The following is a 23897-nucleotide window of genomic DNA, read 5'->3' as shown; positions in this document are numbered from 1 at the left end:
AGCGCCTTGCGGTCCAGCTTGCCGGAGGCGTTGAGCGGGAATTCGTCGAGCACCATCACCAGCGCGGGCACCATGTAACCGGGCAGCTGCCGGCCCAGTTCCTCGCGCACCGCTTCGGCGTCGACCGGAAGGCCCGGTGTGGCAACGACATACGCCACCAGCTGATCGCCGGTGTGCTGGTCGCCGCGGACCACCACGACGGCCCGGTCGATCTCGTCGAGCCCGGTCAGCGCCGTCTCGATCTCGCCGAGTTCGATGCGCAGACCGCGCAACTTCACCTGGAAGTCGGTGCGACCCAGGTAATCCAGTTCACCCTGTTCGTTCCAGGCCACCAGGTCGCCGGTGCGGTACATCCGCTCGCCGGCCGGGGCAGGACCGGCGGGCCCGGAGGCGGTAGCGGAGCGTGACCACGCAGGGCCCTCGGGACTGCCCCCGTCCGACCCAGCGAAGGGGTTGGCCACGAACCGGTCCGAGCTCAGGTCCGGACGCGTCACATAGCCGTGCGCGAGCTGGGCGCCCGCCAGGTACAGCTCACCCGCGACACCCACCGGAACCGGCCGCAGACGCGAATCCAGCACGTAGACACGGGTGTTGAAGACGGGGCGGCCGATCGGCACGGAATCGACATCGGCATCGGTCACCTCGTGATAAGTGACGTCGACCGCGGCCTCGGTGGGGCCGTACAGGTTGTGCAGCGCGGCGCCGGTGAGCTCGCGCAGGCGCTGCGCCGACTTGGGCGCCAGCGCCTCACCGGAGGCGAAGACCAGGCGCAGCGTCGTGCATTGCGCGGCCGCCGCCTCGGCGACGAAGACCGCAAGCATCGACGGCACGAAGTGCGTCACGGTGACGCCCTCGCCGACGATCACCTCGGCCAGATAGGCCGGGTCGCGATGGCCGTCGGGGCGCGCCACCACCAGCCGCGCGCCGATCTGCAAGGGCCAGAAGAACTCCCACACCGACACGTCGAAGGTCGCGGGCGTCTTCTGCAGCACCACATCGGCGGGGGTGAGGCCGTATTCGGCCTGCATCCACGCCAGCCGGTTGACGATCGCCGCATGCGACACCGCGACGCCCTTGGGGCGGCCGGTGGAACCGGAGGTGAAGATCACGTACGCGGTGTTGGCCGGGCGCAGCGGGCCGCGGCGCTCCGCGTCGGTGATCGGCTCGATCGCGTAGCCCGACAGGTCCAGCAGGTCGATGCGCACCTGCGCGGTGTCGATGTCGAGATCGTCACCGGAGGTCAGCACGCAGACCGGATCCGCCGTGGCCAGAATGTATTCGGTGCGCTCGGCCGGATGATCCGGATCCAGCGGCACATAGGCGCCACCGGCGGCGGTCACGGCGTACATGCCGACCACCAGATCGATCGAACGCCGCATACCGAGGGCCACGAAGGTGTCCGGGCCGACGCCGCGCTCGATCAGCCAGCGGGCCAGCGCATGCACCCGGGCCGCGAAGTCGGCGTAGGACAGGCCTGTCCCCTCGAAGCTCACCGCGGTGGCGTCGGGGGTGCGTTCGACCTGCGCCTCGAACAGCGAGACCAGGGTGGCCGAGCCGTCGACCTCGTGGTCGGTCGCATTCCATTGCGACACCACGAGTTCACGTTCGGCGGGCTCGAGCAGTTCGATATCGCCGGCGGCGACCGCGGGTTCGCCCACGATGGTGGTGAGCACCCGCAGCAGCCGGTCGGCGATGCGGCGCACCGCGTTCTCGTCGAACAGGTCGCGCAGATAGCCGGCCCGGACCCGCAGGGTGGAGCCCAGCGAGGCGATCAGGCTCAGCGGGTAGTGGGTGGCGTCGGTGGCCTCGAGTCCGGCCACCGCCATACCGTCGATGTCGGCGGCCTGGCGCTGAATGCCCTCGGCATCCACCGGATAGGACTCGAACACCACCAGGGTGTCGAACAGTCCGCCGACGCCGATCGCGTCCTGGATATCGGCCAGGCCGAGGTAGTGGTGGTCGAGCAGATCCGCCTGCTCACCCTGCACCCGCGTGAGCAGCTGCTCCGCGGATTCGGCGGCATCCAGGCGCACCCGCACCGGCACGGTGTTGATGAACAAGCCGACCATGGACTCGACACCCGCCAGCTCCGGCGGACGGCCCGAGACGGTGGTGCCGAACACCACGTCGTCACGGCCGGTCATGCGGCCCAGGACGATGCCCCAGGCCGTCTGCAGCACGGTGTTGGCGGTGACGCCCAGGCGCGCGGCGAATTCGGTCAGCCGGGCGGTCTGCGCGGTGTCGAGTTCGAAGACGTACTCGTCCGACAGCGCGGTGATCTCGCGACCGGCATCGGGACGCGCCAGCAGGGTCGGCTCGGAGATGCCGGCGAGGGCATCGGTCCACGCCGCCAGCGAGGCCGAATGATCCTGCTGGGCAACCCATTCCAGGAAATGCCGGTAGGAGCGCACCGCGGGCAGCGCGCCGGAGTCGGCGTGCGTGGCGTAGAGCACCAGCAGATCCCGCATGAGCAGCGGCATCGACCAGCCGTCGAGCAGGATGTGGTGGTTCGAGACGACCAGCGACCAGCGCTGCTCGGCCACCCGGATCAGGGTGAACCGGATCAGCGGCGGCGCGGCCAGGTCGAAGCGGCGGGTCCGGTCGGCCTCGATCAGATCCGCGGCCTCGCCGGTCTCGCGGCGGTCGTGTTCGGCCCACGTCGCCCGCACGCCGTCCAGCACGACCTGCACCGGATGCCCCTGCGCGTCGGTGACGAAGGCCGTGCGCAGCGTCTCGTACCGATCGATCAGAGCCTGTGCGGCACTGCGCAACCGGGCCGGATCGACGCGGCCGGTGAGGTCGAGAACGGCCTGACCGGTGTAGACGTCGACGGAGGCGGCGGCCAGTTCGGCGTGGAACAGCAGACCGGCCTGCAGCGAGGACAGCGGCCACACCTGCGAGATCTCACCGAAGCGCCGCTCCCAGCCCTCGATATCGCTCTGGCCGACGCGCACCAGCGGGAAGTCCGACGGGGTGTGCCCGCCCGCACCGGCCGATTCCGCGTGTCGCGCAACGGCTTCCAGCGCCCGCGTCCACAGTTCGCCGAATTCGCGCACGGCGTCGGCGTCGAGCAGCGTGGTCGGATAGCCGATCCGCGCGGTCAGCCGGTCACCGACGACGATGGCGTTGATGTCCAGCGGCGCCATCGCCGGCATGTCGGCGTCGTAGTCGCCGGCCAGTTCGCCGAGTTCCGGGGCGGGAATCCAGCCGAAACCGCGCAGCGCCTCGGGCACCGCGTTGTCGGAGACCCGGCCCAGGTAGTTGAAGCTGACCTGGCCCGGCATCTGCTCGGGCAGCTGGTTGGCCGTGCGCGGGTTCAGGTAGCGCAGCATGCCGTAGCCCAGGCCCTTGTCGGGCACGGCCAGCAGCTGTTCCTTGACCGCCTTCACGACCCGGCCCATCGCCGGGCCGCCGGTCAGCGCCGCGTCGATGTCGAGACCCGACAGGTCGAAGCGGACCGGGAAGATCGCGGTGAACCAGCCGACCGTGCGGGACAGATCCGCGCCCGGCACGACGTCCTCTTCGCGGCCGTGCCCCTCGAGGCGCACCAGCGCACTGTCGGCCCGGTCGTCCGAACCGGCGTGCGCGGCACGCCATTTCGCGACGGCCAGCACCAGCGCGGCCAGCAGGCCGTCGTTGATTCCGCCGTGGTAGAGCGCCGGCACCGCGGTCAGCAGGGACTTGGTGACCTCCGGCGAGACCTCGACCTCGACCTTGCCGGCGACCCCGGCCACATCGACGGCGGGATCGAACGGCCGCTCGGTGAGCAGCGGGTCCGGGCCGTCGACGACCGCACGCCACCAGTCGAGTTCGGCGTCGCGGTCGGCGGCGGCACGCTCGAGCGCATGCGACCAGGTGCGCATGCTGGTCGGCGGCGCGGCCAGCTCGGGGGTCTGCCCTGCCGAGAGCTGTCCCCAGGCGGTGACGAAGTCGGGCACCAGGATGCGCCACGACACACCGTCGATGACGAGGTGGTGGGCGGCCACGATCAGGCGTCCGGCCCGGTCGGCGGCCGAGGGCTCCAGCCAGGCGAAGCGCACGACCACACCGGCCTCCGGATCGAGCCGGTCCAGGCTCGCGTCCAGGGCCGTGGTCGCGATCTCGAACAGTTCCGAATCGGTTGCGGCGGCGTCGAATTCGGTGTGATCGAGCAGTGACTCGACATCGACGCTGCCCGGTGCGGCGGTCTCCACGATCCATTCCGCGCCCGCGTGCCGGCGCAGCCGCGCCCGCAGCATGTCGTGGCGATCCACGACGGCGGCGACGGTGGCCAGCACCCCGGCCCGGTCGATGCCGATCGGCAGTTCCAGGGCCAGCGCCTGATGGAACCGGCCGAACGAACCCGACCGCTCCACCATGAACCGGGCCACCGGAGTCAGCGGCATGGTGCCGACGCCGCCGCCGGGCAGCTCGGCCAGCACCGGCACCGAATCACCCTGTCCCGCAGCGGATTCGGCGACCATTGCCAGTCCGGACACGGTGCGCTGTTCGAAGACGTCGCGCGGGCTGAACACCACGCCGCGCGCCTTGGCCCGCGACACCAGCTGGATGGAGACGATCGAATCGCCGCCCAGCGCGAAGAAGGAATCGTCGACGCCGACGCGTTCGATGCCCAGCACCTCGGCGAACACCTCGGCGATGGCCTGCTCCACCGGCGTGCGCGGTGCGCGGAAGGTGGTATCGGTGGCGAACTCCGGTTCCGGCAGCGCCTTGCGATCGAGCTTGCCGGCCGGGGTCAGCGGTACCCGATCGATGACCATGATCGAGGACGGCACCATGTAGCCGGGCAGGCGCTGTTCCAGATGCGCCGTCACATCCGCGACGTCGATCGACGCGCCCGGGACCGCGACGACGTACGACACCAGCGAGGTGGCGCCCGCGCCGCGGGTGTGACCCACCGTCACCGCGAAATCGACGGAATCGTGAGCGGTGAGCGCGGCGTCGATCTCACCCAGTTCGATACGGAAACCGCGCACCTTGACCTGGAAGTCGGAACGGCCGACGTATTCGACCTCGCCGGTGTGGTTCCACCGCACCACGTCACCGGTGCGGTACATCCGCTGTCCGGGTGCGTAGGGGTTGGCCACGAAGCGTTCGGCGGTCAGGCTCGCCCGCGCGTGATAGCCGCGGGCCAGCTGCACACCGGACAGATACAGCTCACCCGCGACACCCACCGGAACCGGCCGCAACCGGGCGTCGAGGACGAGCGACTGCATACCTCGGATCGGGCCGCCGATGGTGACCGGATCGCCCGCGGCCAGCGGATCGCTGATGTTGGTGGCGATGGTCGCCTCGGTCGGGCCGTAGGCGTTGTGGAACCGGCGCGGCGACCCGTCCGGGGTCACCGACCACTTGGCGACCTGCTCGGCGGTAACCGCCTCACCACCGGCGATGACGACCCGCATCCCGGCCAGATCGGCGGGATCGAGGGTGGCCAGCACGGACGGGGTGATCAGGGCGTGGGTGACGCCCTCACGGGCGATCAGCTCACCGAGTTCGCTGCCGCCGTAGGTGCCCGGCGGCACCACGACCAGCGCACCGCCCGCACCGACGGCGAGCAGGAACTCCAGAATCGAGGCGTCGAAGCTGGGCGAGGCGAAATGCAGTGCGCGCGAATCGGCATCGAGCCGGTAGCGCTCGTTCTGTTCGGCGCGGAAGTTCGCCAGGCCGGCGTGGGTGACCACCACGCCCTTGGGCACACCGGTGGAACCGGAGGTGTAGATGACGTAGGCCGGATGCTCGACACGCAGCGGGCGCACCCGGTCGGCGTCGGTGATCGCGGCGGCGTCGTAACCGTCGATGTCGAGCTCGTCGAGAACCAGCCAGTCCACCGACTCCGGCAGATCGTCGCGCACCGAGGCCACGGTCAGGCCGACGGGCGAACCCGAATCGGTGACCATGTGGTCGATGCGGTCGGCCGGGTACGCGGGGTCGATCGGCACGAACGCCGCACCCGACTTGGTCACCGCCCATTCGGCCAGATAGCTCTCGGCCGAGCGCGGCACGGCCACCGCGACCAGGTCCTCGGTGCCGATCCCGCGTTCGATCAGCAAGCGCGCCAAGCGGTTCGACCGCTCGTCGAGTTCCCGGTAGGTGAGGGTGCGCCCGTCGGCGATCACCGCGGGAGCCTGCGGGTCGCGGCCCGCGGCCTCGGCCAGCAGCTGCGGCAGGGTCGCCGCCGCGATCGCCGGGCCGCCCGTGCGCGCGAGCAGGTCCGCGCGCTCGGACGCCTCGAGGATGTCGACCGCGCCGACGGCGATGCGCGGATCGGTGGCCACCGCCCGCAGCACCCGGATCCAGCGATCGGCGATTTCCGAGGCGGTCTGCTCGTCGAACAGATCGGTGGCGTAGACGAGGTTCAGCGCCATGCCGTTGGCGGCCGCACCGTCGGCGTCGCCGACCCGTTCCGACAGCGTGAACTGCAGGTCGAAGCGGGCGATGTTCTCCTCGCGCTCGACCGTGGACACGGTCAGGCCCGGCAGCTCGAGGCTCGCGCGGTCGAGGTTCTGGAAGGCCAGCATCACCTGGAACAGCGGGTTGCGGGCCTGCGAGCGCTCCGGCGCCAGCAGTTCCACCAGCCGCTCGAACGGCACGTCGGCATTGCCGAAGGCCTCGAGGTCGGTGTGGCGGACCCGCTCCAGCAGTCCGGTGAACGACTCGTCGGGGTCGATGCCGGTCCGCAGCACCAGGGTGTTGACGAACATGCCGACCAGATCGTCGAGCGCGGCTTCACCGCGGCCGGCGATCGGGGTGCCGACGGCGATGTCCTCGGTACCCGACAGATGTCCCAGCAGGACGGCCAGGGCCGCGTGCATCACCATGAACAGCGACGAACCCTGTTCGCGCGCAACGCCTTCCAGTGCACCGATCAGCTCGGGCGTCAGAGTGCGATGCAGTTCGGCACCGCGCAGCGAGGCGATCGCCGGGCGCGGGCGGTCGGCGGGCAGGGTGAGCTCTTCCGGAATTCCGGACAGCGAGCGCTGCCAGTAGTCGACCTGGCCGGCCAGCAGCGACTGCGGATCGTCCTCCGAGCCCAGCACCTCGCGCTGCCAGATCGCGAAATCGGCGTACTGCACCTCGAGCGGCGCCCAGCCGGGGGCACTGCCCTGGGTGCGGGCGGTGTAGGCGGTCATCACGTCGCGGGCAAGCGGGGTCATCGAGAACCCGTCGGCGGCGATGTGGTGCACGACCACGACCAGCACGTGTTCGTCGCTGTGCACCTGGAACAGCCGGGCGCGCAGCGGAACCTGTTCGGCGACATCGAATCCCGCGGACGCGAAATCGGTCACCGCGGTGGTCAGATCGGCATCCGAGACCGGGTAGGCGCGCAGATCCAGCACGATCTGCTCGGCCGGCACCACCAACTGCATCGGCGTGCCGCCGTGCTCCGGGTAGCGGGTGCGCAGCGACTCGTGCCGGCGCACCACGTCGAAGACGGCCAATTCCAATGCGGCCGTGTCGAGTTCACCGGAGAGCCGGACCACCAGCGGCAGGTTGTAGGCCGCCGAGGAGGTGTCGTACTGGTTCAGGAACCACATGCGCTGCTGTGCGAACGACAGCGGCACCGGTTCCGCGGCGGCGCGCGCGCGGGCGATCAGGCGCGGGCGCGCCTCGCCGCCGGTGTGCGTTTCCAGCCGCGCGGCCAGCGACTCCACGGTCGAGGCCTCGAACAGCGCGCGCACACCGACCGTCGTGCCCAGCGCGGCCCCGATACGGGAGACGACGCGGGTGGCGATGAGCGAGTTGCCGCCCAGATCGAAGAAGTCGTCGTCGAGCCCGACCCGTTCCACGTCGAGCACCTCGGCGAAGACCGCGGCCACGATCTCCTGGACCGGAGTCTCGGCGGCCCGGAAGGCGCGCGACTGCACCGCGGGGGCGGGCAGGGCGCGACGGTCCAGTTTGCCGTTGACGGTCAGCGGAATGCGGTCCAGCACCACGAACGCCGAGGGCACCATGTACGCGGGCAGTCGTTCGGCCGCACCGTCGCGCACGACGTCCAGCGCCGGTTCGGTCTGTCCGGCCGGGGGCACCACATAGGCGACGATGCGCTGGTCGCCCGGCTGGTCCTCGCGCACGACGACCGCGGCCTGCGCGATCCCCGGCTGGGCCAGCACCGCGGCCTCGATCTCGCCGAGTTCGATGCGGAAACCGCGCACCTTGACCTGATCATCGGCGCGGCCCAGATATTCGAGTTCCCCGAAGCGGTTCCAGCGCGCCACGTCACCGGAGCGGTACAGCAGCGTCCCGGGCTCACCCAGCGGATCGGCGACGAAGCGGGCCGCGGTCAGATCCGGGCGGCCCAGATAGCCGCGCGCCAACTGCGGACCGGCGACATACATCTCGCCGGCGACGCCGACCGGAACCGGATGCAGCCGGTCGTCGAGTACGTACACCCGCAGTCCGGCGATGGCCCGGCCGACCACCGAACCCGTTGCCGCGGCGATGGTTTCGGCATCGAGCACCCGATGCGAGACGTGCACCGTGGTCTCGGTGATGCCGTACATGTTGACCAGTCGCGGCGCCGTGTCGCCGTGGCGGGCCACCCAGTCCGCGAGCCGGCGCAGCTCGAGCGCCTCACCGCCGAAGACCACATAGCGCAGGGCCAGCGGCCGGCCACCGGCCAGGCGATCGGCCTCGGCCAGCTGATAGAACGCCGAGGGGGTCTGGTTGAGCACCGTCACCCGTTCGCGGCGCAGCAGTTCCAGGAACTGCTCGGGCGAGCGCGAGGTGTAGTAGTCGACCACGACCAGCGTGCCGCCGAACAGCAGCGGACCCCAGATCTCCCACACCGAGAAGTCGAAGGCGAAGGAGTGGAACATCGTCCACACGTCGTCGGCGCCGAAACCGAACTCGCGATCGGTGTTGCCGAACAGCCGCACCACGTTCCGGTGCGCGACCGCCACACCCTTGGGGCGGCCGGTCGAGCCGGAGGTGTAGATGACGTAGGCGATATTGCTCGCCGACAGCGGCGCGTTGCGATCGGCATCGGTGATCGGGCCCTCACCCGCGTCCACCAATTCCGGTGTCTCCGCGCCGAATCCGTCCATCAGCACGGTCGGCAGGCCGGTCGGCAGCTCCACCTCGGTGCCGCCGTCCACGATCACCCCGGCCGGACGCGAATCCGCGAGCACGTAGGCGATGCGTTCGGCCGGATAGCTCGGATCGATCGGCACGTATCCCGCGCCGGACTTGACGACCGCCAGCAGGGCGACGACCAGATCCAGCGAGCGCGGCAGCACCACCGCGACCAGCGTCTCGGGTCCGGCGCCGTCGGCGATCAGCCTGCGCGCCAACTGGTTCGCGCGCCGATCCAGTTCCGCGTAGGTGAGCTGATCGGCGCCGAACTTCGCCGCCACCCGGTCGCCGTGCTCGGCGACCGCGGCGTCGAACAGATCCGACAGCGTCACGGCCCGGTCGGCGAACCGCCCGGCGCCGCCGTCCTCGCCGGCCGAGACCCAGCGCTGCGAGACGTCCAGGCGTTCGCCCTCGCCGAGCAGATCGATATCGCCCACCACCGTGGTGGCGTCTTCGGCGACACTGCCCTCGGTGACACTGCGCAGGATCCGCAGCAGGCGGTCGGAGAAGGCGGCGACGGTCTCCGGATCGAACAGATCGGTGGCGTAGGTCCACGACAGGGCCAGCCCCGCGCCGTCGGCGGCATCGCCGACGGTCAGCTGGATATCGAATTTCGCCATTCCCGGATCGGCGTCGACGACCGCGAGATCCAGGCCGGGCAGGGCGGCCGTGGTGGCGTCGCGCTGTCCGGTGGCCTCGAAGGTCAACGCGACCTGGAACAGCGGATGATGCGCCTGGGAACGCACCGGGCTGAGCACGTCCACCAGCCGCTCGAACGGCACGTCGGCGTTGGCGAAGGCGGCCAGGTCGGTCCGGCGCACGTCGCCGAGCAACTCCGCGAACGTGGCATCCGGGCGCACCGGAGTGCGCAGCACGAGCGTGTTGACGAACATGCCGATGAGGTCGTCGAGTGCGCGTTCACCGCGACCCGCGATCGGCGTGCCGATGGCGACGTCGGTGCTGCCCGACAGCCGCGCCGCCCAGGTGGCCAGCGCCGCGTGCATCAGCATGAACAGCGTCACGCCGTGGGCGCGCGCGTACTCGGTGAGCCGTGCGTGCAGGTCGGCGTCGATCGAGAACTCGTGTGTCGCACCGGCATTGGTGGCGATCTCCGGGCGCGGGCGATCGGCCGGCAACTCGATCTGCTCGGGCAGATCGCGCAATTGCTCGGTCCAGTAGGCGATCTGGCGAGCCGCGACCGATTCCGGATCGCCCTCGGCGCCGAGCACCTCGCGCTGCCACAGCGCGTAATCCGCGTACTGCACCGGCAGCGGCGCCCACTGCGGGGACTCGCCGCGCGAGCGCTCGGAGTAGGCGGCGACCACATCACGCAGCAGCGGGCGCAGCGAGAAGCCGTCCCCGGCGATGTGGTGCATGACCAGCACGACCACGTGCTCGTGCGGGCCGACCTCGAGCAGGGTGGCCCGGAACGGGACCTCGGCGGTCACGTCGAAGAAGACATTGACCAATTCCGCCACGCGCGCGGGCACGTCGGCGGCGTCGACCGTCTCGGTGGCGAGTTCGACACCGGCGGCCTGCGCGGACAGCACCCGCTGGTAGCCGTCACCGGCGATCTCCGGGTACACGGTGCGCAGCGATTCGTGCCGCGCGACCACGTCGCGCACGGCCGCGGCGAAGGCCTCGCGGTCCAGCGCGCCGGTCAGCCGGATCGCGACCGGGATGTTGTTGACCGCGGTGCGGTTGTCGAACCGGTTGAGGAACCACATCCGCTGCTGAGCGGGCGAGAGCGGGACCAGTTGCGCGGTCTCACCGGTCGGGAGCGCGACGGGCTCGGGCCGCGGCTGAGCGGTCAGCGCGAGCCGGCCGCCCTGTCCCGCTTGGGTTTCCAGTCGCGCGGCCAGCGCCGCGACCGTGGAGGCCTCGAACAGGGTGCGGACCCCGACCTCGGTGTCGAGCGCCGCGCCCAGCCGGGCCGCGACCTGGGTGGCGAGCAGCGAGTTGCCGCCCAGTTCGAAGAAGTCGTCGTCCAGGCCCACGCGGTCCACGCCGAGGATTTCGGCGATCACGTCGGCGACGGACTGTTCCACCGAGGTGCTGGGCGCGCGGAACACCTTGGCCGCGAAGGTCGGCGCCGGTAGCGCCTTGCGGTCCAATTTGCCGGAGGCGTTGAGCGGGAAGCTGTCGAGCACTACGAAGGCCGCCGGCACCATGTACGCCGGAAGTTGTTCGGCCAGCGCGGATTTCACCGCGTCGACCGCGATCTCGGCGCCCGGGGCGGCGACCACGTAGGCGACCAGCTGATCGCCGGTGCGATCGTCGGAGCGCACCACCACCACGGCCTGCCCCACCGATGCGACGGCGGTCAGCGCGGATTCGATCTCCCCGAGTTCGATGCGCAGGCCGCGCACCTTCACCTGGAAATCGGTGCGGCCGAGGTATTCGAGCTCACCGGATTCGGTCCAGACCACCAGGTCACCGGTGCGGTACATCCGCTCACCGGCCCCGAACGGATTGGCCACGAAGCGGTCCGCGGACAGATCCGGCCGCGCCACATATCCGCGGGCCAGCTGTGCGCCCGCCAGATACAGCTCACCCGCGACACCCACCGGAACCGGCTGCAGCCGCGCGTCCAGCACGTAGACCTGGGTGTTGAACACCGGCGCACCGATCGGCACCGACGCCAGATCCGCGTCGACGACCTCGTGATAGGTGACGTCGACCGCGGCCTCGGTCGGGCCGTAGAGGTTGTGCAGGCGGGCGCCGGTCAGGCGGCGCAACTGCTGTGCGGTGGTGCCGGGCAGCGCCTCACCCGAGGCGAAGACGTTGCGCAGACCGGTGCATTCGGCCGCGGCCGGCTCGCCGACGAAGACCGCGAGCATGGACGGCACGAAGTGAATGACCGTCACGCCCTCGCGCACGATGACCTCGGCCAGATAGCCCGGGTCGCGATGTCCGTCCGGTCGTGCCACCACCAGGCGCGCACCGACCTGCAAGGGCCAGAAGAACTCCCACACCGACACGTCGAAGGTGGCCGGGGTCTTCTGCAGCACCACATCGTCGGCGGCCAGGCCGTACTGGGCATGCATCCACACCAGGCGGTTCACGATCGCGGTGTGCGGAACGGCCACGCCCTTCGGGCGGCCGGTGGAGCCGGAGGTGAAGATCACGTAGGCGGTATTGCCCGGTCGCAGCGGCGCGGTCCGGTCCGCGTCGGTCAGCGGCGCGTCCGAATATCCGGACAGCTCGAGCCGATCGATACGCACCTCGGGCGCGATATCGCTTGCGGTGGAAGCATTTTCGCGCAGCGCCTCGCCCGAGGTCAGCACACAGACCGGACGGGCGGTGTCGAGGATGTAGTCGGTGCGCTCGGCCGGATGATCCGGATCCAGCGGCACATAGGCGCCACCGGCGGCGGCCACGGCGTACATGCCGACCACCAGATCGATCGACCGCCGCATCCCCAGAGCGACCAGCGACTCGGGTCCGACACCCTGGTCGACGAGCCAGCGGGCGAGCCGGCGCACGCGAGCGGCGAACTCGGCGTAGGACAGACTCGTCCCCTCGAAGATCACCGCGGTCGCGTCCGGCGTGCGCGCGATCTGAGCCTCGAACAGCGAGACCAGCGTCGCGGCGGCGTCGTCGGACACCGTCGGCAGCGCGGCATCGATCGGGAATTCGGTGTCGTTCCAATGCCGCAGCACCAGAGCGTTCTCGGTGGCGTCGAGGACCGGCAGGGCGCCCACGCCGACCGACGGATCCGCGGCCACGGCCTGCAGCACGCGCAGGAAGCGACGGGCGAACGATTCGGCGAACACCTGGTCGAACAGATCGGTCGCGAAGACCAGTTCGGCGGCCATCTCCGCGCCGGCGGCGGCGTCCGAGCCGGTGCCGACCGGACCCTCGCTCAGCGTCAGCTGCAGATCGAATTTCGCCGTCTGCGAATCGATTCCGAGTTCCGCGACGGTCAGTCCGGGCAGCTCCAGGGCGGTACGGCCGAGGTTCTGGAAGGACAGCATCACCTGGAACAGCGGATGCCGCGCCTGCGAACGCGCCGGGTTGAGCACCTCGACCAGCCGCTCGAACGGCACGTCGGCGTGGGCGAAGGCCGACAGGTCGCGCTCGCGGACCTGGGCCAGCAGTTCGGTGAACCGCGCACCCGGGTCGACCTGCGCGCGCAGCACCAGGGTGTTGACGAACATGCCGACCAGATCGTCGAGGGCTCGCTCACCGCGACCGGCGACCGGAATACCCACGGCGATGTCGTCGGTGCCGCTCAACCGCGCCAGCAGCGCGGCGAAGGCGCCGTGCACCACCATGAACAGCGTGCTCTGCTGCCCCTGCGCGACCCGGTTCAGCCCGTCGACCAGTTCACCCGGCACCCGGAACCGGTAGGTCCCGGCCTCGTAGCTGGCGACGGCCGGCCGCGGACGGGTCGACAGCCGCAGTTCGTCGGGCAGGCCGTTGAGCGCGTTGTGCCAGTACCCGAGTTGTTCGGAGATGACCGACCGCGGATCGTCCTCCGAACCCAGCGATTCCCGTTGCCACAGTGCGTAATCCGCGTACTGCACGGGCAGCGGCGCCCAGCCGGGCTCCGATCCCGCGGTGCGGGCCAGGTAGGCGGTGATCAGATCGCGCACCAGCGGGGTCATCGAGAAACCGTCGGTGGCGATGTGGTGGACCACCACGACCAGCACATGGTCGGCGTCGCCGAGGCGGTACAGCCGCAACCGGGTCGGCGGCACGGCGGTGACATCGAAACCGCGGCCGACGAATTCGGTCAGCGCGGCCGGCAGGTCCGCCTCGGTGGTATCGACCACGTCCAGCTCGGGCACGGCCCGGGTCGCGGGCAGGATCTGCTGGTAGGCCAGGCCCTCGTGCGAGGGGTAGATCGTGCGCAGCGATTCGTGCCGGGCCACCACGTCCGCGATCGCGGTACGCAGCGCGTCGACATCGAGTTCACCGGTCAGCCGCACCGCGGCCGGAATGTTGTTGGTCGCCGAATCGGTGTCGAAGCGGTTGAGGAACCACATCCGCTGCTGCGCCAGCGACAGCGGCGGGAATTCCGGGCGAGTGCGCGGCGTAAGGGCCTGGCGCACACCGGATCCCACCTGGGATTCGACGCGCGCGGCCAAACCGGCCACGGTCGGCGCCTCGAAGACGGTGCGCACGCCGACCTCGGCGTCCAGCGCCGCGCTCAGCCGCGCCACCACCTGGGTGGCGATCAGCGAGTTGCCGCCCAGATCGAAGAAGTCGTCGTCCACACCGACCGGCCGCTCGCCGGTATCGAGGCCGAGTACGTCGGCGAAGGTCGCCGCGACGATCTCCTCGACCGGCGTCGACGGCGCCCGGAATTCGCGGGCCGCGAACACCGGCTCCGGCAGCGCGCGCCGGTCCAGTTTGCCGTTGGGATTCAGCGGCATCGCGTCCAGCGTGACGATCGCGGCCGGAACCATGTACGACGGCAGCAGCTGCGACAGATGTGCGCGCAGCACCTCCAGGTCCACCACGCCGCCGGCCGGCACCACATAGGCGACGAGCTGATCGCCCAGACGCACGTCCGAACGCACCACCGCGACCGCCTGGGCCACGGATTCGTGTGCGGTGAGGGCGGATTCGATCTCCCCGAGCTCGATGCGCAGACCGCGCACCTTCACCTGGAAGTCGGTGCGGCCCAGGTACACGATCGCACCGTCGGCGCCGCGGCGCACCAGGTCACCGGTGCGGTACATCCGGGAGCCGTAGTCGGCGAACGGATTCGCGACGAAGCGGTCCGCGGTCAGATCGGCCCGGCCCAGATAGCCGCGGGCCAGCTGATCGCCCGCGAGATACAGCTCACCCGCGACACCCGGCGGCACCGGATGCAGCCGCGCGTCCAGCACATAGGCCTGCGCGTTCCACACCGGCAGACCGATCGGGACCGCGCCGCGCACATCGTCGGCCACCGCGGCATGGGTGGCGTGCACGGTGAATTCGGTGGGACCGTACAGGTTGTACAGCCGTGCCGTGCCGACCCGGCGGAACGCCTCGACCGCATCGGAGGTGAAGGCCTCGCCGGCGACGAACAGCGCGCGCAGCGAGGCCAGCGCGGAACTGTCGACGGCGCCGGAGAAGACGGTCAGCATCGAGGGCACGAACGAGGTCATGGTGACCTGCTCGGCGGCGATCACATCGGCGAGATAGCGCGGATCGCGGTGCCCGTCGGGGGTGGCCACGACCATCCGGCCACCGACCGACAGCGGCGCGAACAACTCCCACACCGAGACGTCGAAGGTGGCGGGCGTCTTGAACAACACCACATCGTCGGCGCCGATGCCGTATTCGCCGGTGATCCAGCGAATCTGGTTCACCACCGCGGAATGCGGGACGGACACGCCCTTCGGGCGGCCGGTCGAACCGGAGGTGAAGATCGTGTACGCCGGATTCGACGGGCGCAGCGGGGCGAGGCGATCCGCGTCGGTCAGCGGCTCGTCGGAGTAGTCCGCGAGATCCAGCTCGTCCAGGCGCAGAACGGGGCGGTCACCGGCCTCCAGGTCGCCCGCGTTCGCCGCGGTGGTCAGCACGCAGACCGGTTCGGCGGTGTCGAGTACGTAGCCGATGCGGTCGGCGGGCTGATCCAGGTCCAGCGGCACATAGCCGCCGCCGGCCTCGAGCACCGCGTACATGGCGACCACCAGGTCCGTCGAGCGCCGCAGTGCCAGCGCCACCCGCGCCTCGGGACCCACGCCCGCCTCGACCAGCCGCCGCGCCAACCGGCGCACGCGGGCGCCGAATTCGGCGTAGGTCAGGCTCTCGCCGGCCTCGCGATCCACCACCGCGACCGCCTCCGCGTGGGTGCGGGCGACCTCGGCGAACAGCTCGGGAAGCAGTGTCGCGGAACCGATCTCGCGAGAGGTGTAGTTCCACTCACGCAGTTCCCGATCGGCCTCGAGCGCATCGATCAGCGCGATGTCGCCGATGGGGCGGTCCGGATCGGCCACCACCGCGGCCAGCACCCGGTCCAGGCGCTTGGCGAATCCGGCGATCGTCGGCTCGTCGAAAAGGTCGAGCGCATAGGAGAATTCGGCGGACATACCCGCCGCCACACCCTCGGCGTCCGGTGCCTCCTGCAGGGTCAGCTGGAGATCGAACTTCGCCAGCCGGGCGTCGTAGTCGATTCCGTTGACCGACAGGCCCGGCAGCTCCAGGCTGGCGTGGCGGATGTTCTGGAAGGCCAGCATCACCTGGAACAGCGGATGCCGCGCCTGCGAACGGGCCGGGTTGAGCACCTCGACCAGCCGCTCGAACGGCACGTCGGCGTGTGCGAAGGCCTGCAGATCGGTGTTGCGGGCCTGGGCCAGCAGTTCGGCGAAGGTCATGCCGCCGTCGACGTTCGTGCGCAACACCAGCGTGTTGACGAACATGCCGATCAGATCGTCGAGCGCGGCCTCACCGCGACCGGCGACCGGCGTGCCGATCGCGATATCGGAGGTACCCGACAGCCGCGCCAGCAGGATCGCCAGCGCGCCGTGCACCACCATGAACGGCGAGGCGTTGTGGGTGCGGCCGAGGTCGGCCAGGCGCCGCTGGGTTTCCGGCGAGATGACGAACGAATAGGTGCCACCGCGATACGACGCCACCGCCGGGCGCGGCCGGTCGGCCGGCAGCACCAGTTCGTCGGGCAGGTCGGCGAGTTCGCGGGTCCAGTACCGAATCTGGTTGGAGATCAACGAGTTCGGATCGTCCTCCGAACCCAGTACCTCGCGCTGCCACAGCGCGTAGTCGGCGTACTGCACCGGCAGTTCGGTCCAGGCCGGCTGCTCCCAGTTGGTACGCGCGGCGTAGGCGACCATCACGTCGCGGGCCAGCGGATGCATCGACCAGCCGTCGGCGGAGATGTGGTGCACCACCATGCCGAGCACGTACTCGGTTTCGCTGATCTCGAAAAGCCGGGCGTGCAACGGCACTTCGTTGGTCACGTCGAACGACATGGAGGCCAGTTCGACGAGGTGGTCGATCAGATTGTGCTCGGTCACCGGCACCGGGGTCAGGTCCGGCACGATCTGCGCGGCGTCGAGCACGACCTGCACCGGCGCACTGCCGGTCTCCGGGAACACCGTGCGCAGCGACTCGTGGCGGTCGATCACGTCGATGACGGCGACCTGCAGGGCGGCCACGTCCAATTCACCCGAGAGCCGCATGGCGACCGGGATGTTGTTGACCGCCGAGGAGGTGTCGTAGCGGTTGAGGAACCACATCCGCTGCTGGGCGAGCGAGAGCGGCACCTGCTCGGGCCGCTCGCGCGCGACCAGGGATTTGCGCGCGCCGTCACCGGCATGCGATTCCACCCGGGCGGCCAGCGCGGTGACGGTACTGGCCTCGAACAGCATGCGCACCGGCACCCGGGTGTCGAGTGCGCTGCCGAGCCGCGAGGCGACCTGGGTGGCGATCAGCGAGTTGCCGCCCAGATCGAAGAAGTCGTCGTCGGCGCCGACGCGCGCCAGACCCAGCACCTCGCCGAAGATCTGGGCGACGATCTCCTCGATCGGCGTTGCGGGCGTACGGAATTCGCGCACCTCGAACACCGGGGCGGGCAGCGCCTTGCGATCCAGCTTCCCGGAGGCGTTGAGCGGGAACTCGTCCAGCACCACGACCGCCGAGGGCACCATGTAGCTCGGCAGGCGCTCGCGCAGTGCGGCCTGGATGTCGGCGGTCTCGACCGACTCGTCGGCGGCCACCACATAGGCGACCAGCTGGTCACCGGTGACGGTGTCGATCACCAGCACGGCGGCCTGGTTCACGTCCGGCAGTTCGGTCAGCGCCGATTCGATCTCACCGAGTTCGATGCGCTGGCCGCGGAATTTGACCTGGAAGTCGGTGCGGCCGATGTATTCGAGTACGCCGGGCTCGCCGCCGGGACGTTCCTTCCAGCGCACCAGGTCACCGGTGCGGTACAGGCGTGCTCCGGGCTCCCCGAACGGATCGGCGACGAACCGCTCCGCGGTCAGATCCGGACGGTGGCGGTAGCCGCGCGCGATCTGCGCGCCACCCAGATACAGCTCACCGGCCACTCCGGCCGGTACCGGCTGCAGCCCCTCGTCCAGCACGTAGGCCCGGGCGTTCCACACCGGGCGGCCGATCGGCACCGCACCACCGTTCACCGCGCCGACCGGCCAGGCCGTGGCGTTGACGGTGAATTCGGTGGGGCCGTACAGGTTGTAGACCGCCGCGCCGCTGAAGCGCCGGAACAGCGCCACCGTGGCCGGCGCCAGCGCCTCACCACCGACGAAAATGGCTCGCAGCGAGGTGCATTCGGATGCGGGCGCGGTGGCCGCGAACACGGCCAGCAGCGACGGCACGAACGAGGTCATGGTGACCTGATGCCGCCAGATGACCTCGGACTGGTACAGCGGATCGCGATGCCCGTCCGGCGCGGCGACGATCACCTTGGCGCCGACGGCCAGCGTCGCGAACAGTTCCCACAGCGAGGCGTCGAAGGTGAACGGCGTCTTGTGCAGCACGACGTCGACGTCGCTGATGCCGCTCTCGCTGATCTTCCAGGAGATCTGGTTGACCATCGCGGCGTGGTCGACCGCCACACCCTTGGGCCGGCCGGTGGAGCCGGAGGTGTACAGCACGTACGCGAGGTTGCCGGGCCGCAGCGCCGCACGACGCTCGGCGGCGGCGACCGGGCCGGCCTCGAAGCCCGCGAGATCGACGGTGTCGATCTCGAGCACCGGGCATTCGGTGGTCGACACCTCGTCGCGGGAGGTGGTCAGCAGCACCACCGGGCGCGAATTGGCGAGGACGTATTCGGTGCGCTCGGCCGGGTGGTCGGGATCGATCGGCACATACCCGCCACCGGCGGCGAGCACGGCGTAGATCGCCACGAACATGTCGATCGAGCGGCGGATGCCGACGGCGACGAGTTCGTCCGGGCCGACGCCGGACTCGATCAGCTTGCGCGCCAAGCGGTTCACCCGCTCGGCGAACTCACCGTAGGTGATCTCCCCGGCCGGTTCGACCGCCCCGATCGAGCGCTCGCCCGGGTCGAACAGCAGCGCGGTCGCGTGCGGCCGGATGCGCACTTGTTCGTAGAACAGATCCAGCACCGTGGCGAGCGCGGGCACCTCGTGGGCGGTGTCGTTCCAATCCACCAGCACGCGGTCGCGCTCGGCCGGATCGAAGACCTCGATATCGCGGACCAGCGTGTCCGGCCGGGCCACCACGGCTTCCAGTACCCGCAGATAGCGCCGATTGAATTCGGCGACGGTCGCGGCGTCGAACAGGTCGGTGGCATACGACAGCGCCGCCGCGATTCCGGCGGGTTCGCCGCGGCCGCCGCGCTGTTCGGTCAGCGTCCACAGCAGATCGAATTTCGCGATGTCGACATCGAGTTCGTCGGCGGTGACCGAGAGCCCGGGCAGTTCCAGGGCGGCGTGCGACATCTCCTGGAACGACAGCATCACCTGGAACAGCGGATGCCGGGCCTGCGAACGGGCCGGGTTCAGCACCTCGACCAGTCGCTCGAACGGCACGTCGGCGTGGGCGAAGGCCGACAGGTCGGATTCCCGCGTGCGGGTGAGGAATTCGCTGAAGCGCTCGGCGCCGTCGACCTCCGACCGCAACACCAGGGTGTTGACGAACATGCCGATCAGATCATCGAGGGCCTGTTCACCGCGGCCGGCGACCGGTGTGCCGATCGCGATGTCCCTGGTACCGGACAGCCGGGCGAGCAATGTCGCCAGGGCGCCGTGCAGCACCATGAACAGCGAAACACCCTGCGCCCGAGCCAGATCCGACAGCCGGGCGTGCAGGTCGGGATCGATGTCGAAGGTGACGCGGCTGCCGTGGAAGCTCTGCAGGGGCGGACGCGGCCGGTCGGCCGGCAACTCGAGCTGATCCGGCAGTCCCGCCAAAGCCTCACGCCAGTAAGCGATTTCGCGAGCGGCGACCGATTCCGGATCGTCCTCGGCGCCGAGCACCTGACGCTGCCACAGCGTGTAGTCGATGTACTGCACCGGCAGCGGCGCCCACTGCGGAGCGTCGCCCTGCGCGCGCGCCAGATAGGCGGCGGCGACATCGCGGGCCAGCGGGCCGAAGGAGAAGCCGTCCGCCGCGATGTGGTGCACCACGAACGCCACCGCGTAGTCGTCGTCCACGCCGTCGCTGTCGGTCACGCGGTAGATGCGCACCCGGATCGGCAGTTCGCGCGAGACGTCGAAACCCGTGGAGGCGAATTCGGCCAGCACGCCGGGCAATTCGCCGCTGGCGATGGGCGCGACCGGAATGACGAAGTCGACCTCGTCGATCGGCACCACCAGCTGGTAGCCGCCGTCACCGGACTCCGGGAACACGGTGTGCAGCGATTCCTGGCGCTGCATCACGTCCAGCAGCGCCTTGCGCAGCGCGTCGATGTCGACGGTGCCGCGCAGCCGCACCACGAACGGCAGGTTGTAGGTGGGCGCGGCGGGGTCGAACTGGTTGATGAACCACATCCGCTGCTGCGCCAGCGACAGCGGCACCCGGTCCGGGCGATGCTGCGCGACCAGCGGCGGGCGCGCCGCGAAGTCGCCGTCGCCGCCGTGTTCGGCGGCGGCGTCGGCCCGGGCCGCGATACCGGCCACGGTGGGCGTCTCGAACAGCGCGCGCACACCCAGCTGCACGCCGAACGCGGCGGAGATGCGCGCGACGACCTGGGTCGCGACCAGCGAGTTACCGCCGAGGTCGAAGAAGTTGTCGTCCACGCCGACCCGGGGCTGGCTCAGCACGTCGGCGAAGACGCCGGCGACGATCTCCTCGGCCTGGGTGCGCGGGGCGCGATATCCGGTCGCGTCGGCGCTGAACACCGGTTCGGGCAGCGCTTTGCGATCCAGCTTGCCGGAGGTGTTGAGCGGGAACGCGTCCAGCACCATGATCGCCGCGGGCACCATGTAGCTGGGCAGCTTCTCGGCCACGAACCGGGTGAGATCCGACCCGTCGATCGAATATCCCGGCGCCGGAACGACATACGCGACCAGCTGCTGACCGGTCGCGGTGTCGACCACCAGCACGACGGCCTGGCTGACCGCCGGATGGGCGAGCAGATCGGTTTCGATCTCGCCGAGCTCGATGCGCTGGCCACGGAACTTGACCTGGAAGTCGGTGCGGCCGATGTACTCCAGGACGCCGGTTCCGTCCGCGACCGCAGCGTCAGGCCCGGAGGCGGCAGCCTGCGTAACCACGGAGGGCCCGCGGAGGTCGCCTTCAACACTGCGGCGGCCCCAGCGCACCAGGTCACCGGTGCGGTACATCCGTTCGCCGGTGGTCCCGAAGGGGTTGGCGACGAACCGGTCCGAGGTCAGATCGGGCCGGCCGCGGTAACCGCGCGCCAGCTGCCGCCCACCCAGATACAGCTCACCCGGGGCGCCGATCGCGGCCGGACGCAACCGCGAGTCCAGCACGTAGACATCGACATTCCACTCCGGAATACCGATCGGAACCGTCGTGGTGTCGGCGGCGGTGGCCTCCCAGTAGGTCACCGAGACCGCGGCCTCGGTGGGGCCGTACAGGTTGTGCAGACCGGCATCCGGGTTGATCGCCCGGAACATCGCGGCGGTCTCCGGCGGCAGCGCCTCACCGATGACGAAAACCGCGCGCAGCGAATCACATTGGCCCGCGGTGGCGTGCGAGGCGAAAACCGTCAGCATCGACGGCACGAAGTCGGTGACGGTCACCGCGTGCCGCTCGATCATCTGCGCGACGTAGACCGGGTCACGATGGCCGTCCGGATCGGCGACCACCAGTTTCGCGCCGACCATCAGCGGCAGGAAGTAGCCCCACAGCGAGACGTCGAAGGTGGTGGCGGTCTTCTGCAGATAGACGTCGGCCTCGGTCAGGCCGTATTCGTGCAGCATCCACAGCTGCTGGTTGACGATCGCGTGATGGGTGACCGCGACGCCCTTGGGCCGTCCGGTCGAACCGGAGGTGTAGATGACGTAAGCGGTGTTGTCCGGGCGCAGCGGGGCGAGCCGGTCGGCATCGGTGATCGGCGCATCGGACACACCTGTGGTGTCGAGCGTGTCGATCTGCGTCTGCCGCACCGAATCCGGCAGGTCGACCTCGTCGGCGGAACTGGTGAGCACACAGACGGGCCCGGCGCTGTCGAGGATGTAGGCGGTGCGTTCGGCCGGGTGATCCGGGTCGATCGGCACATAGGCGCCACCGGCCTTCAGCACGGCGTGCATGCCGACGACCAGATCCAGCGACCGCCGCATCCCCAGTGCCACCAGCGATTCCGGGCCCACACCGTCGGCGATGAGGATCCGCGCCAGGCGGTTGACCCGGGCGCCGAATTCGGCGTAGGTCAGCGTGCTGCCCTGGAAGTCGATCGCGGTCCGGTCGGGCGTGCGCGCGATCGCGGCGTCCAGCAGGGCCGAGAGCGTGGTGGTCGGCACGTCGTGAGCGGAGCGGTTCCAGCCGGTGACGGTGGCGTCCCGCTCGACGGCCGTGGTGATCGGCAGACCCCACAGCCGGTCCTGTTCACCCGCCTGCAGGAACCGGTCGAAGAACTCGAGGAAGCGCGAATGATGGTGGCGTGCTTCGTCTTCGGTGTAGAGATTCGGGTTGGTCTCGAAGTCGATCCGGGACCGCGCACCGCCCTCGGTCTGATAGAAGTTGACGCCGAGATCCTCGATGGAACCGGTGGAGAGCACATGCAAGCGGCCCGGCGTGTTGCCGAGTTTCAGCTCGTCCTGGAACAACATGATGTTGACCCAGGGGCCGAAGAACTCCGTCGTCACCACACCGTCGCCGACGCCCGCTTCGCGGCTCGCGGCGGCCGCGTCGCGGCGGATGTCCTCGTGCCGGTACCGCTGGTGCCGCAGCGCGCCGGAAACCTCCGTCTGCACGGACCTGAGCAGTTCGGCGACCGTGGTGTCGTGGCCGACGTGCAAGCGCAGCGGAACGATATTCGAGGTGGCGCCGCCCGAACGCCGCATCACCGCGGTGGTGCGCGCGGTGACCGGCAGGCTGAGGATCACGTCCTCGGCATCGGTCCACTGCGCCAGGTAGGCGGCGAAACCGGCGATCAGCAGGACGGACGGGGTGGAGTCGTGAGCTCGCACGGCCGCGGCGAGCAGATCGTTGCGCTCGTTCGACAGTGCCGCGCCGACCACGGTGTTCAGCGGTGCGGGCGGGGCATTGCGGCCGGCGAGGCTGGTGCCCTCCTCGAGTCCGGCCACCCGCTGCGCCCAGTGTTCCTTATCGGTCTGAAAGCGGGTGCTGTCGCGGTAGGCCAGCTCGGATTCGACGAGATCGCGCAGGTCGGAGGCCTTGAGCGGCTTCGGTTCGACCCCGTTGCGGTAGGCCGTGTAGCGCTCGGCGATCCGGTTCACCTGGTTCACCGCGCCGAAACCGTCGAGTGCGATGTGGTGGGCGCGGGAGTACCAGAACCAATGGTCGTCGGCGAGCTGCAATGCCACCGAACGCACCAGGCGGTCGGTGACCATATTCAACGGGTGGGCGATGTCGGCGCGCATCCACTCGTGCGCGGCGGCCTCCGGATCCTCGGCGTCACGCAGATCGACGTGGTCGACGCCGTCGCTGTCGGCGAGGGTGTGGTCGACGTACTGCAGTGGCTGACCGTCGCGTTCGACGATGCGCACGAAGCCGGAACCCAGCTCGTGCGAGGCGTCCAGACTCGCGCGCGAGAGCACCTCGACGTCGATGTCGCCGCGCAGGTCGACGTACTGGGCGATGGTGATCGGCACCTGCGGATCCAGGTGCTGGGCGTACCAGATTCCGAGCTGCGCCGGCGACAGCGGGAACAGTTGATCCCCCGATACTGCCGCGGGCGTTACCTCGCCGCCAGCTTCGCCGTTTCCGCCGAAATCCAGCCGGTCCAA

Annotated in this window: 1 protein-coding gene (running past one end of the window); it reads right to left on the bottom strand. The window is 70.0% G+C overall.

Features of this window, described 5'->3' with window-relative positions; genetic code table 11:
- Positions 1 to 23897, bottom strand: the 5' portion of a protein-coding gene (locus tag AC5592_RS22755) for a non-ribosomal peptide synthetase (RefSeq protein WP_063065391.1). It extends 20155 nt beyond the left edge of the window; the window shows 23897 of its 44052 coding nt (coding positions 1-23897); its start codon is at positions 23895 to 23897; its stop codon lies off the left edge, out of view.

Origin of the sequence: Nocardia violaceofusca NBRC 14427 (assembly GCF_963869435.1) — a bacterium.
In the GTDB taxonomy this organism is placed as follows: Bacteria; Actinomycetota; Actinomycetes; order Mycobacteriales; family Mycobacteriaceae; genus Nocardia; species Nocardia aobensis.
Note: the sequence above shows the minus strand (reverse complement) of the source record. Positions and strands in the feature narration are given on the sequence as shown.